The organism is Curtobacterium sp. Leaf261, assembly GCF_001422205.1.
GTDB lineage: Bacteria > Actinomycetota > Actinomycetes > Actinomycetales > Microbacteriaceae > Curtobacterium.
Window position 1 is genome coordinate 355,214 of the sequence record NZ_LMMJ01000001.1, and the last position, 13,054, is coordinate 368,267.

9 protein-coding genes and 4 tRNA genes are annotated in these 13,054 nt (G+C 72.1%); 5 read left to right on the top strand and 8 right to left on the bottom strand.

Annotated features, from left to right (window positions below; genetic code table 11):
• Nucleotide 1: 1 nt before the first annotated feature.
• From ASF23_RS01535 to ASF23_RS01550, 4 genes are all read right to left on the bottom strand, one after another.
• Nucleotides 2–805 (bottom strand): ABC transporter permease, encoded by an 804-nt coding sequence (locus ASF23_RS01535; RefSeq protein WP_055947935.1) that lies wholly within the window; start codon nucleotides 803–805, stop codon nucleotides 2–4.
• The gene (locus ASF23_RS01540) at nucleotides 795–1,832 is read right to left on the bottom strand and encodes an ABC transporter ATP-binding protein (protein ID WP_055947937.1); all 1,038 of its coding nucleotides are present in this window, start codon (nucleotides 1,830–1,832) and stop codon (nucleotides 795–797) included. Before ASF23_RS01540 ends, ASF23_RS01535 begins: the two co-directional genes overlap by 11 nt.
• A gap of 93 nt (nucleotides 1,833–1,925) precedes the next feature.
• Nucleotides 1,926–3,395, bottom strand: a complete 1,470-nt coding sequence (locus ASF23_RS01545) for a hypothetical protein (RefSeq protein ID WP_055947940.1) — start codon at nucleotides 3,393–3,395, stop codon at nucleotides 1,926–1,928.
• Between the two features lie 112 nt (nucleotides 3,396–3,507).
• Entirely contained in the window at nucleotides 3,508–4,254 is a 747-nt protein-coding gene (locus ASF23_RS01550; protein WP_055947943.1) for an ABC transporter permease, read from the bottom strand.
• 72 nt (nucleotides 4,255–4,326) lie between these two features.
• Here ASF23_RS01550 and ASF23_RS01555 point away from each other — a divergent pair, with 72 nt between their 5' ends.
• Nucleotides 4,327–5,211: an aminoglycoside phosphotransferase family protein gene (locus tag ASF23_RS01555; protein ID WP_055949060.1), complete on the top strand. Its 885-nt coding sequence runs from the start codon at nucleotides 4,327–4,329 to the stop codon at nucleotides 5,209–5,211.
• A 32-nt stretch (nucleotides 5,212–5,243) separates the two neighbouring features.
• On the opposite strand, the gene ASF23_RS01560 is transcribed toward ASF23_RS01555, so the two are convergent.
• The 4 genes from ASF23_RS01560 to ASF23_RS01575 all read right to left on the bottom strand — a co-directional run bounded on the left by ASF23_RS01560 (nucleotide 5,244) and on the right by ASF23_RS01575 (nucleotide 6,100).
• Entirely contained in the window at nucleotides 5,244–5,606 is a 363-nt protein-coding gene (locus ASF23_RS01560) for a hypothetical protein (protein ID WP_055947946.1), read from the bottom strand.
• Between the two features lie 127 nt (nucleotides 5,607–5,733).
• Nucleotides 5,734–5,808: transfer RNA gene (locus ASF23_RS01565), tRNA-Val, on the bottom strand.
• Nucleotides 5,809–5,840: 32 nt separating this feature from the next.
• Nucleotides 5,841–5,914: transfer RNA gene (locus tag ASF23_RS01570), tRNA-Cys, on the bottom strand.
• Between the two features lie 114 nt (nucleotides 5,915–6,028).
• A tRNA-Gly gene (locus tag ASF23_RS01575) sits at nucleotides 6,029–6,100 on the bottom strand.
• 393 nt (nucleotides 6,101–6,493) lie between these two features.
• Between ASF23_RS01575 and ASF23_RS01580 the strand changes: the two genes are divergently transcribed.
• From ASF23_RS01580 to ASF23_RS01595, 4 genes are all read left to right on the top strand, one after another.
• Nucleotides 6,494–6,566, top strand: a tRNA-Val gene (locus ASF23_RS01580).
• 70 nt (nucleotides 6,567–6,636) lie between these two features.
• Nucleotides 6,637–8,289 (top strand): DUF3375 domain-containing protein, encoded by a 1,653-nt coding sequence (locus ASF23_RS01585; protein WP_055947949.1) that lies wholly within the window; start codon nucleotides 6,637–6,639, stop codon nucleotides 8,287–8,289.
• Entirely contained in the window at nucleotides 8,282–9,232 is a 951-nt protein-coding gene (locus ASF23_RS01590; protein ID WP_162236673.1) for a DUF4194 domain-containing protein, read from the top strand. The genes ASF23_RS01585 and ASF23_RS01590 overlap by 8 nt, the downstream gene beginning before the upstream one ends.
• Entirely contained in the window at nucleotides 9,229–12,756 is a 3,528-nt protein-coding gene (locus ASF23_RS01595) for an ATP-binding protein (RefSeq protein WP_055947955.1), read from the top strand. The genes ASF23_RS01590 and ASF23_RS01595 overlap by 4 nt, the downstream gene beginning before the upstream one ends.
• The last annotated feature ends 298 nt before the right edge of the window (nucleotides 12,757–13,054 follow it).

Genomic DNA, 13,054 nt, shown 5'->3' on the forward strand with positions numbered 1-13,054 from the left:
CTCATCCACCGTTGATCACCGTCCTCCGGAGTGCCCGCAGCCAGACCAGGTGGGAGACACCCGCGAGCAGCAGGATCCATCCGGCCTGCAGGCCGAGCTCGCCGAGGACGTGCCACCCGGGAGCGTGGTCGAACCAGATCGACAGCGGCGTGAAGATCTGCGCGCTGAACGGCAGGAACCGCAGCGTCGTCGCGAGACCGTCCGGCATGAACCACAGCGGGATGAGTGACCCGGAGCAGAACGCGGCGGCCATGCTGTAGACCATGTACGCGCCACCGACCTCGGTCGTCCAGAACGCCGTCAGCCCGACGACGAGGTTGCACTGGATCGCGATGACCAGCCCCAGGAGCGCACTCACGACGAATGCGACCGCCTGCCACCAGGTGTCCGGCCCGGGGACGGCTCCGAGCACCAGTGCGAGCGCCAGGCCCACGACGGCCTTCGGCACACCGGCGAGCGTCGTGCCGAGCTGGTCGGCCGTGGACTGGGTGATGAGGCTCACCGGTCGCATGATGTCGAACACGACGTTGCCGGTCCGCACGCGGTCACGGAGCGACGAGAACTGCCACGGCTGGAGCACGACGGCGAACAGGGCGCCGAGGACCGCGTACCCGACCGCGTCGTCGCGGGCGATCCCGCTCACCGTCACCCGGTCGCCGTACACCGCTCGCCACACGAGCATCACGAGGATGACACGGAGCAGGGTGCTGACCGTGCCGACGAGCAGATCCGCGCGGAACACCAGCACCGAGCGGACACCGTGTCGGACGAGCGCGGCACGGACCGCGAGCCCGTCAACGGCCATGATCGGACCCGGCGACGGTGTCGATCGGCCGTACCGCGCGCGCGGTGTAGATCTCGGTGATGACCTCCTCGAGTTCTGGCTCCCGGACCGTGAGGTCCGCCACCGGGAGCACCGCCGTCGTCCGCGCGATCGCCTCCGACGTCGAGACCTCCGTCGGGTCGAAGCGGAGGTCGAGGACGGTGGTCTCCATCTGCTGGCGTGAGCCGGCACGGTGGAGCCCGTCGATCCTCCAGTCCGTCGGCTCGTCCGCCGAGAGCTGCACGCGCAGCATGCGGTGCGGGAGGTACGCGCGGCGGAGCGCGCCGAGGTCGCCGTCGAAGAGGATCCGGCCCTCGTCGATGATCACGACGCGGTCGCACAGTTGCTCGACGTCGCCGATGTCGTGCGTGGTGAGCATGACGGTCGTCCCCGTGGTGCGGTTACGTTCACGGATGAACTCCCGGATGCGCGCTTTGGCGACGACGTCGAGGCCGACCGTCGGCTCGTCGAGGTAGAGCACCGGCGGCTCGTGCAGCATCGCTGCGACGAGGTCACCCCGCATCCGCTGCCCGAGGGAGAGGTTCCGGACCGGTCGGTCGAGGAACGAGCCCATGTCGAGCAGGTCGACGAACTCGTCGAGCGTCCGGCGGTGGTCCGCCGCGCTGACACCGTAGAGCTTCGCGAGGATGTCGAACGAGTCCCGTAGCGGGAGGTCCTGCCAGAGCTGCGTGCGCTGCCCGAAGACCGCGCCGATGGTCTTGGCGTTGGCGGACCGGTCACGCCACGGCACGATCCCGTTCACCGTCACGCTGCCCGACGTCGGCACGAGGACACCGGTCAGCATCTTGATCGTCGTCGACTTCCCCGCGCCGTTCGGACCGAGGTACCCGACGATCTCGCCGGGCTCGATCCGCAACGAGACGCCGTCCACTGCCCGGTTCGTGACCCGCCTCGTGCTGAACACGCTCCGGATGCTCGAGAACGCCCCCGTGGCGCGCACGGGGCGGGAGAACTCCTTGACGAGGCTGTCGGCGACGATGAGCGACATCCGACCAACGTATGGGAACACCGCCGGCAACGGAACCCCGTGGCCGGTCGGTGCCGGAGTCCGCTGCCGGTCGGTGCCGCAGCGCACTGCCGGTCAGTGCCCGGGCGCGCGCCCCGTCAGGATGGCCTCGTTGCACCCGTCCTCGAGTGCCACGTGCAGGACGTCGGCGATGAACTGGTCCGCGCCGAGCGCCAGCAGGTGCGTGACCGCGGCCTCGTGCTCCGCGAACTCCGGGTTCCACTCGTCGTGCAGGAACGCGACGATGTGCCCGGAGTCGTGGATCGTCACGGCACCGATGTGCTCGTGCCCGAACGACGTGACCTGCAGCGCCTCGAACGTCCGCGGGTCGCCGTCGTCGTCACCCACGAGGTCGAGCTCCACCTCGCCGTCGCCCGGCCACGGTGCCTCGGGCGGTGTGAGGCGCGGGATGTGCAGGTGCGGGGTGTCCTCGTCGGCGGCGGGATCGAGCGTGCCGTCCATCGCCTGCTCGACGCGGACGTGGATCTGGTCGTGCAGCTCCGGCCAGTACTGCCAGTAGCGCGTGTGCACCTCGCGGAGCCACGCCTGGGTCGCCGCAGAGGACTCGGTCGCCACACCCACGAGCTGCGGCGCGTTCCCCGGGCGGCCGACGACCTCGAGTTCCGCGTCGTGCGTGTGGATGCTCAGCGCCCCGGTGTCCTCGTCGGCGTCGAGCCCGTGGATGTCGTCGGGCACGCCGGCGACGACGGTGTCCGGCAGCGTCGGCGGGAGGTCCATCGGGACGGGCACCGACGGCCCGGTCATCGCCTGCTCGACGAGGTCGGCGAGCCACAGCTCGTCGGTGCGCGCACCCTGCGGGAACGGGATCACGGCGTCCCCGTCCGCGAGACGCTCCTCCACCAGTTCCGCCGCGGCCTCGGGATCGGCGTTCATCGCGACGAGCACGTCGGTGCCCGCCCACGCGGTGAAGCCGTCCTCCTCGAGCTGGTCCCGGACTGACGATCGGTCTCCGGAGCGCTGACGGTCGGTCGGCTGCCGGACTCCCAGGCGTCCGGAGGTCGTCCGGCCGGGCGCCTCGACGTCCCACCCGGACGGTGCGACGACGACGAAGGCCGCCGCTCGACCAGCGGGCCCGTCCTGCACGGCGGACACGATGTCCGCGACGAGGTCGTCGACACCGTGGAACGGAGCGCGGACCGCCACGTGCCCGATCACGAGCAGGTCGGGCAGGTTCAGGAGGCTCGCCGCGGAGTCGAAGAGCTCGAGGAACCCGCCGTTCTCGGCGTCCGGGGCGGCCAGGGCGACTCCGATCCGGGGATCCACCTCGGACTCCCCCAGCGCCTGGCCGACGTCGTCGAGGTCCTCCGGCGACAGGATGGTGAACGCCGTCACCGACGCGACCGCGACGAGCTCGCTCCGACCGCGGAGGCGCACCGGGACCCGGACGTCGATCTCCCACCGGTCGACGTCGGCTGCCGGGAAGCCGTCGCCGTCCTCGTCGGACACCGTCGTGTGCACGAGGTGCAGCCCGCCGTCGTACTGGTCGCGGGCGGCTCGGTCGAGGGCGTCACTGTCGGCGGTCACACACGCAACCGTAGCCGGACTGGAGGGACGGTGCGGGCGGGTGCCGCGCCTCCAGTCCGGCGTCCGGTCGCGCCCGGCTCCCGCGGTGTCGGCCGCGTCCGGTGGCGTCCGCCTACCGCGGTGTCGGCCGCGTCCGGACCGGGGCGAGCCACGTGGTGACCGCGACCGCGACGAGGGCGCCGGCCGCCATGATCGACGCGAGGACGACGATCTGGAACCTGCCCGCCTCGAGCGGCGAGACACCGCCGAAGATCGCACCGACGAAGGCGCCGGGAAGGGTCACGAGTCCGGTCGTGCGCGTCTGGTCGGTGGTCGGCACCATGGCCGCATGCACGGCGCGCCGCACGAGGTCGGCGGTGGCGCGGCGCGGGGTCCCGCCGAGTGCCAGCCAGCCCTCGACCTCCTCCCACCGGTCGTCGACCAGCTCGACGAACCGGCGGCCGCTCAGCGTGGCGATGGTCATGGTGTTGCCGATCACGATGCCGCCGACCGCCAGGACGTACCGCGGGGAGAACTCGATCGCCCCGGTCGCGAACACCACCCCGAGACTGACGACCACCCCGATCGCCATCGACAGCGCGACCGGTCCGAGCATCTCGCGGCGTGTGCCCAGTCGCCCCGCGGCCGTCCAGCTCGCGACCGAGAACATCACCACCAGGGCCGCCGTGATCCACAGCGGGTCGCGGATCACGCCGGCGAGCACGAGGCTGATGGCGGCGAGCTGGACCGTGCCCCGGAGCACCGCGAGGGCGGGGGCCCAGGGGCTCGGCGCGCGCGAGACGAGCAGTACCGTGGTCGCCACGGCCACGAGGGCGAGCACGCCGACGAGCGTCGCGACGATCGTCGAGGTGGTCAGCATCCGACGACCCTACGCGGTGGGCTGCGGTGGGCTGCGGTGGGCTGCGGCGGTCCGCGCCGCTACGCTGCCGGGATGTGGCCGACGGAGGATGCCTGGCGGACGACCATCCCGTCGACCATCGACCGCGCGGTGGAGCGGTGGGACCTCGAGGTCCTCGACCCCTACACCGGCGGGAGCGCCTCGCACGTCGTCGCGGTCCGGACGGCAGACGGTCTCGACGCCGTGCTGAAGCTCTCGCTGCCGCACCGCGAGGCCCGGGACGAGGGTGCCGCCCTCCGCTGGTGGGACGGCAACGGAGCCGTGCGGCTGCTCGCGAGCGATCCCGACGATCCCTTCGTGCTGCTGCTCGAACGCTGTGCCCCGGGTGTCCGGCTCGCGGACCGTGCCGGACTCGCCGCCGACGACGGGCTCACGATCGCCGCCTCGCTCCTCGTCGAGCTCTGGTCGGCCGGCGATCCCGACGATGCCCCGTTCGAACGGCTCACCGACGTCGCCGACGAGTGGGCCGACCTCGCCGAGGAGCGGATGTCCACGCTCGCGCCGCCCCTCGACCCGGGCGTCGTACGGAGGGGCGTCGGCCTGCTGCGGGAGCTCCCGCGGTCGGCCGGGTCCACGGTGGTGGTGCACGGCGACTACAACCCGGGGAACGTGCTGACGGCCAGTCGTCGGCCGTGGCTGGTCATCGATCCGAAGCCGATGACCGGCGATCCCGCGTACGACCTGTGCCCGCTGCTCATGCAGGTCGACGACCCCTTCGCCCGCCGAGACCCGGTCCGTCGGCTCCGCGAACGCATCGCCCTGCTCTCGGACGTGACTGCGCAGCCCCGGGAGCGCATCGCGGCGTGGTGCGTGGCGCGGCTCGTCGAGTCGGCGCTCTGGTCCGTCAGTCGCGGGCAACCGCGGGACGCCGAGGACGGTGTCGCGCGCGCAGCGCTCATGGCGGGGCTGGTCGACTGACGGGCGGGTCGGGCACCGGGATCACCGGTGGGTCATCCGATCGAGTTCCGGACCATCGCGAGCGCAGATCCGACGAACGGGGACGCGAGCAGCACGACGCCGGCGAGCACCAGCCACCGGCGGTCCCTGCGGGTGAACGTGCCGCACAGGGTGATCGTCACGATGGCGATCGGGACGAGCAGGAACGCGGCGACCATCAGTTGACCGCCAACCGGGGTCAGCAGTGCGCCGCCGAGCAGCGCGACGTTCACGAGCGAGGAGACCGCGCTGACCGCCCACCCCGTGACGAGCGCGCGTCTCGACTCCGGAGGGGCTGCGCCGTCCGCGGTCCCCGGCCGCTCCGGGTACAGGTCCACGTCGTCGTCGGTGTTCCAGGCATCGAGTCGTTCCCCCATGTCGGCAGCCTAGGAGGCGCCCCGAGCGCGCACATCCGTCGGATGGCTGATGCTACGTTCCGGGACCACCGACAACGAAGAAACCCCCGGTGATCGGTGCTCTGGGCACCGGACCGGGGGTTTTGTGTGGTGGGCGATACTGGGATCGAACCAGTGACCTCTTCCGTGTCAGGGAAGCGCGCTACCGCTGCGCCAATCGCCCAGAGGGGATCATCCGGTCCTGACGGAGCCAGATGGAGGTGGGGACGGGATTCGAACCCGCGTGGACGGCTTTGCAGGCCGCTGCCTCGCCTCTCGGCCACCCCACCCTGTGGAGAACCACTCGGCCGTTCGCACGGCGTCGTGTCCACGCAATCAGGTGCACCCGATCGGTGGGGTACCTCTCTGGTGAGCATCCAGAGTTCCGAGGAACTCCGTACTCGAGCGGATGACGAGATTCGAACTCGCGACCCTCACCTTGGCAAGGTGATGCGCTACCACTGCGCCACATCCGCATGTCCCCGCTGCTGCGGCGACTCCGTAACTGTATCCGACCTCGCGGCGCAATGCCAAAACGATCGGCCGGCGGTCGACCGTCGGAGGCTCAGTTCCCCGGAATTCCGGGCATCCGGGGCGGGTAACTGGCGCGCGGGCCGGGCGTGTCTCGCCGCGAGAAGCGGGTGACTGTCGGGTGCAGCACCGCGACCCAACAGTTGGACAGGTCTCACGGGCTCGGCGGCCTGGGCACCGAACCGAACCGAACGCCGGGCCACGGGCCCCCGGCCCACGCCCCACGCCCCACGCAGCGCACGTCAGGCACCGGTCGCACACCGCGCCACGCCGTCGCCGCCCGAATAGGACGCCGCGGGAGTTTCCACTACTATCGACGAGCGCAGTTCGCTGCGTAGGGGCGATTGGCGCAGTTGGTAGCGCGCTTCGTTCACACCGAAGAGGTCATCAGTTCGAGTCTGGTATCGCCCACCCTCATGTTCTCCCAGCAGTCAGACGGCACCGCCGTGCGCCGAACTCCCGGATCCAGGAGCTCGGCGCGGTGACCGACCTGGAACGCGAGTTCTCCCGCGTCCGGCAGGTCCTCGACCGTCCGACGCTCCGACTCATGTCGCGGCCGACGTCCGCCGCCGTGATCGCCGTCTTCCGCACGGTGTTCGACCGCGACGTGCAGTACGTCCCGGCAGACCGCATGCACCTGCAGGTCGAGGAGCACGTCGCGCGCCTGCGGTCCCTCGGGGCACGGGTCCCGGCGGGAGCGGCGGGAGCGGCGGGAGCGGCGGGAGCGGCGGGAGCGGCGGGAGCGGCGGGGAGCACCTCGGACCAGGACCGCCCTGACGGCCGGACCCTCTGCCGGGAGTGGGTGTCCGCACAGTGGCTCGTCCGCTCCAACTCCCCCGACGGCGACGAGCAGTACTCCCTGACGTCCCACGCGCTCGAGTCGCTCTCCCTCGTCGACGCGCTCTCCACCGACCGTGCACTCATCAGCGAGTCCCGGCTGACGATGATCGTCGACGCCGTCCACCGCTGGGCCCACCGCGCGGACCCGGACCGCGACGCGCACCTCCGACGCCTCGACGCCCAGATCGACGAGCTGCAGGCCGAGCGGGGCCGGATCCGGGACGGTGGCGACGTCGTCACGGTCGACGCTCCGAGGATGCGGGACGGGTACGCGAACCTCATCGACCTGATCCGGCAGCTCCCGAGCGACTTCAAACGGGTCGAGGAGGCCGTCGCGACGATGCACCGCGAGATCGTCGAGGACTTCCGGCAGGAGCTCCGCCCGATCGGCGAGGTCCTCGACGACTACCTCGCACGGACCGACTCGCTGATGGAGTCCACGCCGGAGGGTCGCGCGTTCGAGGGTGCGTTCGAACTCCTGCGGGACGACGACCTGCTCGTGCGCCTGCGGGACGACATCGCGACGATCCTCACCCACCCGTTCGCGCAGTCGCTGACGAGCCAGGAACGCCGCGCCTTCCGGAACACCGTCGCCATCCTCCGCCAGGGGATCGAGGACGTCCTCGCCCAGCGGCGCCAGCTCACCGCCACGCTCCGCGACCAGATCGTCGCCCACGACGTCGTCCGCGACCGTGAACTCGAGGCCACCCTCCGCAGTGTGAACCGCCGACTCGCGACCCTGATGCAGGCTCCGGGCGGCCCGACCAGGGTGCCGCTCGAACTGCTGCCGCCGACCGCCGAGATCGAGCACCTGCGCGAGCGGTTCCACGACCCGGACTCCGACTCCGTCCCGCCGGCGATCGAGGACGAGGACCTCGACGCGTTCGAGCCCGTCGAGGTCGACGACCTGCGCCGCCACGGCGGTCCGCTCCTCGACGAGCTCCGCGCCGCCCTCGCCGCAGCTGTCGGGAGTACCACCGACGCGGTGTTCAACGCGCTCCCGGCTGCGCACCGGCGTCCTGTCGAGCTGTTCGGGCTCGCGCACGTCCTGGCCGCGGTCGACGGGCTCGACGGCGCCACCGCGACGACACACCGGGCGATCCGCCCGGACGGCACCACGGTGACCTTCGACATGCCGGCCGTGCGGGTCGAACGCGATCTGGACGCGGCCGGCCCGACCGGTTCGGGACATCCGAGCGGCGAACGAACACGGCCCGATGTCCCGAACCGGTCGGCCGGCCCGAACGACCCCGTCCGGCGAGGACCGGAGCACGACAGGAGCACCGATGACTGACCCGGCACCCGCGTCCGCAGGCCTCGACAGCGCAGACGTCGACACCAGCGACCTCGACACCAGCGACGACCACGACAGCACCTTCGCGCTCTTCGAGGGCGACGAGGGCCACCTCGCAGACCCCGAACGCCGAGCACTCGTCGCACTCCTCCGACACCGCTACGTCAGCGCCCGCTCGCACCCCGTGGAGTGGCGCGCCCTGCTGACCGCCGAGCACCACCTCCGCTCCCGGCTCAACGACCTGTTCCTCGAGCTGCACATCGACCACGAGCGCGAGGTCGCGTTCAAGCGCCAGGCCCGCTCGGAGAGCACCAGGCGGCCGTTCCCGACGCTCCTCCACGACACCGCCTACACACGCGAGGAGACGCTCGTCCTCGTGTACCTCCGGATGCGGCTCCGCGCCGACACCCGGCCGGGCCCCGACCAGGTCGTCGTCGACCGGAGCGAGGTCCTCGGCCACGTTGCGGGGTTCCGTCCGGCGACCGCGACCGACCGGACCCGCGACGAGGGTCGGGTCGCGAAGGCCATCGACCGCCTCGTCACCGCCAGGATCCTGCTCCGCACGACGGACCCGGACCGCTTCCGGATCGCGAGCGTCGTCGAGGTCCTGCTCCCCCTCGAGCGCCTGCAGGAGCTGGACCGCTGGCTGCAGACCCAGACCGACACAGCGGCCCAGACCGGTGCAGTGACCCAGACCGACACAGCGGCCCAGACCGGTGCGGTGACCGAGACCGGTGCGGTGACCGAGACCGGACTGGAGGCGCGGGGCGGCCCCGCACCGTCCCTCCCGTCCGACACGGTGACCGTCGCCGGACTGGAGGCGCGGGGCGGCTCCGCACCGTTCCTCCCGTCCGGTGCGGAGCACGATGACCAGGGTGACCCGGACGCCGTTCCGGACGACCCGACCGACGCACCGCTCGAGGGACTGGACGACCGCGCATGACCGACGCACGCACGACCGAGGACGTCGGACTCTTCGACGTCGTGGCGCAGTGGCGCGCCGAGAGCCTCCAGGTCGTCAACTGGGGCGGGTTCCAGGGCCACCGGCAGATCGACCTGTCCGAGGGGTCGACGCTCGTCTCCGGTGCCTCCGGGACCGGCAAGTCGACGCTCATGGACGCGTACCTCGCGGTGATGATGCCGTCCGACGTGCCGTTCAACGGTGCGTCGAACGACGCCACGACCGGCCGCGCACGGAGTGCCGACCAGCGGAACCTGCTGACGTACCTGCGCGGCAAGGTGGACTCCCGGCGCGACCCGGAGACCGGGAGCCTCCGGGACGTGAACCTCCGCGGCGACGACCAGGCAACGTGGGGTGCCGTCGCGGTGACGTTCCGGAACGACGACGAGCGACGGTTCACCGTGTTCCGCGCCTACGTCGTGCCGAAGCGGGCGCGCGGCGTGTCGGACATCCAGATGACGATGGCGACGGTCGACGACGTCTTCGACCTCCGGCGGCTCGAGCAGTTCGTCCCGACGCGGTTCAATGCCGCCGAGCTCGCCGGGTACGTCCCGGGGCTCGTCGTCCGCGACACCTACACGGAGCTGGCCTACACGTTGCAGACCCGTCTCGGCATCGGCGACAGCGGTGGCGGTGGCCGGGCGATGCGACTGCTCGCCCGGATCCAGGCCGGCCAGCACATGCCGACCGTCGACACGCTGTACAAGTCGATGGTGCTCGAGACCCCGGGGACGTACGATGCCGCGGACCGGGCCCTCGCGCACTTCGCGGCGCTCGACGAGTCCTACGAGGCGATGGACACCGAGGAGCGCAAGGTCCGCATCCTCGAGCCGATCACCGGACTGCACGAGGAGATCGAGCGGAGCCGGGCGTCCGCTGCGGCGCTCGACGGCATCGGGGCGCTCGATCCGTCCGGCGAGGCGCCGCTGGCGTACTGGACCGCCGCCAGGAAGCGTGCGCTGCTCGACGCCGAGGTCGCACGGAACGCCCGTGAGCGGACGGCCGCGGCCGCGGAGCTCACCGCGGCGACCGTCCGGCACACCGCGGACGAGGTCCAGCTCCGCGACGCCGAGGCCCGACTCCGCGAGAACGGCGGCAACGCGCTGCAGCAGCTCGAGGACCGGATCGACCGCGTCACGGCGGACGTTGCGGCGGTCCGGGCCGCGCGGGCGACGTTCGAGGAGCGGACCGCGGTGCTCTCGCGCGAACCGGGAGCGTCCTCGTCGACCGACGCGCGCTCGTCGACTGACGCGCGCTCGTCGACTGACGCGCGCTCGTCGACCGACGCGCGCTCGTCGACCGACGCGCGCTCGTCGACCGACGCGCGCTCGCTCACGGACGCCCGCTCGTTCGCGGAGACGCAGTCCAGGAGCTCCGCGTTCCTGACCGAGTTCGACGCCGAGCGCGCGGCCCTCGGTGACCGCCGCGACGCGCTCAGCCGCGAGGAGTACCCGCTCCTCGACCGCGAGCGGGAACTCCGACGCGAGCGGAACTCCCTCGAGCACCGCCAGGGCGCCATGCCGCTGCCGATGCACGAGGCACGGGTCGCGATGGCTGCCGCGGCGGGGCTCGACCCGAGCGACGTGCCCTTCGTGGCCGAGCTCCTCGACGTCCTGCCGGGCGAGGAGCACTGGCGGACCGCGATCGAGTCCGTCCTCGCCCCGGTCGCGCGGACCCTGCTCGTCGACGAGGAGCACCTCGACCGCTTCAGCGCCGCGATCGACGACGTGCGGATCCCCGTGCGGATCGCGTTCGAGGGCGTCGCACCCGGGTCACTCCCGGCCCCCGCCGGTGACCCGTCGATGGTGTCCGGCAAGGTCGCGCTCAAGGACTCCCCCTTCGCGGCCTGGGTGCACGACCGGATCACCGCCGACCGTGCCGACGCCCGGTGTGTCGAGGACGCCGCCGACCTCGGCGGCGGTGGTCGACGCGTGACCGCGAGCGGGCAGCTCCGCGACGGTCGGCGCGGACAGCACGGCGACCGTCGGCAGCCGAACATCATCGGCTTCACCAACGAGGCGCGCCTCCTGGTCGTCGACCGTGAGCTCACCGAGATCGCCGCCGACATCGCCGGACTGGAGGCACGGCGTGCGTCCGTCACGCGCGACCTGTCCGACCTGGAGGCACTCCGCGTCGCCCACCAGCACGTCGTCGACACGACGTGGGACCGCATCGACGTGGCCGGCGGAGCCGCCGCGCTCGACCGCCTCGAGCGGGAGCGGACGGCACTGCTCGCCGCCGACGACGGCCTCCGCACGCTCCGCGACTCCGTCGCCGGGTTCCGTCGGGCGCTCGACACGTCCGCAGATCGGCGGTCCGAGGCCCGCACCGGCGTGGCACGGCTCGACGAGCGTCACGCGGTGCTCGTCGACGGCCAGGACGCCGCCGCCGAGGTCCTGGAGCGGTTCGACGACCGCGCGGACCTGCTGCCCGACGACACCCAGACCGGCATCCTCGAGGAGGCCTTCGCGGAGATCGGGGCGCCGGCCGACCTGGACGGCTTCGACGACGCCGCGCGACGACTCCGCCGGCGACTCGAGGAGCGTCTGACCCAGGCACTCGACGGCGCCTCCGCGGCGACCATCGCCATGGTCACGACCTTCCAGCGCTACCAGGACGCCTGGCCGGACCCCAACCTCGGCACCGGGGCCGCGTCGTACCCGGACTACGCGCGGATCCTGGAGCAGATCCTGGAGACCGGGCTGCACTCGCGCCGGGCCGAGTGGCGTCGCCGGCTCAGCCAGTGGAGCGGCGAGGACCTCGTCCCGCTCGCCGGTGCCTTCGACCGGGCCGTCGTGGAGATCGAGGAGCGGCTCGAGCCGGTCAACGAGATCCTCCGGGAGCTGCCGTTCGGGGCCAACCGCGACCGACTGCGGATCGCCCTCCGACGGGTGTCCCGCGAGGACGTGGCGTCGTTCCGTCGCGAGCTCAAGGCCCTGTCCGCGAACGTCGCCGAGGCGCTCCCGGACGACGCGCTCGAGACGCGGTTCCGACGCCTCCGCCGGTTCATGGACACGATCCGCCCGGACGCCGGTGCCCCCGGCCGGCCCGGCGCCGGTGGCGGTCCCGGCGGGCGTGGCACGGGGTCGCTGCTCCGGGATGCGGTGCTCGACGTCCGACGGCACATGGAGATCACCGCCGTCCGGTACGACACCGACGGCAACGACCTCGGGGTCTACTCGTCCCTCGGCGACAAGAGCGGTGGCGAGACGCAGGAGCTCGTCGCGTTCATCGTCGGGGCGGCACTCCGCTACCAGCTCGGCGACGAGACGAGGCCCCGCCCGCGGTTCGCCCCGGTGTTCCTCGACGAGGCGTTCATCAAGGCGGACTCCGAGTTCGCCGGGCGTGCCGTCGCGGCGTGGCTCCGGCTCGGGTTCCAGCTGGTCGTCAGCGCGCCCCTCGACAAGGTGACCGCGCTCGAGCCGAGCATGGACCGGCTGCTGGCGATGCGCAAGCACCCGACGACCGGGCACTCGTCCGTGACGGAGATCGTCCGGGCCGACTGAGCGGCGAGAATGCAGGAACCGGCAGTCCCAGCACGTCGGGACTGCCGGTTCTTGCATCCTCACGGGCGCCGTGGGCCAGGGCCAGGGGCCAGGGGCCGGGGGCCGGCGGGGGTCTTACTGCTTGCCCTCGTAGCCGCCCTTGAGCATGGCTCCGAAGGCGGCGCAGACCCCGACGCCGCCGAGGACGCCGATGCCGATGATGACGACTGCGATGAGTGTGAGCATGGTGGCCCTCCGATCGGAACGAACAGCGCCGAGTCTACCGGCCGGAGCTGACGAACCAGGTCCCGCGCCCCGG

Bases quoted from the DNA above. Each gene is read 5' to 3' on its own strand.
- ASF23_RS01535 (WP_055947935.1), bottom strand. From the start codon at position 805: ATGGCCGTTGACGGGCTCGCGGTCCGTGCCGCGCTCGTCCGACACGGT.
- ASF23_RS01540 (WP_055947937.1), bottom strand. From the start codon at position 1,832: ATGTCGCTCATCGTCGCCGACAGCCTCGTCAAGGAGTTCTCCCGCCCC.
- ASF23_RS01550 (WP_055947943.1), bottom strand. From the start codon at position 4,254: ATGCTGACCACCTCGACGATCGTCGCGACGCTCGTCGGCGTGCTCGCC.
- ASF23_RS01555 (WP_055949060.1), top strand. From the start codon at position 4,327: ATGTGGCCGACGGAGGATGCCTGGCGGACGACCATCCCGTCGACCATC.
- ASF23_RS01560 (WP_055947946.1), bottom strand. From the start codon at position 5,606: ATGGGGGAACGACTCGATGCCTGGAACACCGACGACGACGTGGACCTG.
- ASF23_RS01590 (WP_162236673.1), top strand. From the start codon at position 8,282: ATGACTGACCCGGCACCCGCGTCCGCAGGCCTCGACAGCGCAGACGTC.
- ASF23_RS01595 (WP_055947955.1), top strand. From the start codon at position 9,229: ATGACCGACGCACGCACGACCGAGGACGTCGGACTCTTCGACGTCGTG.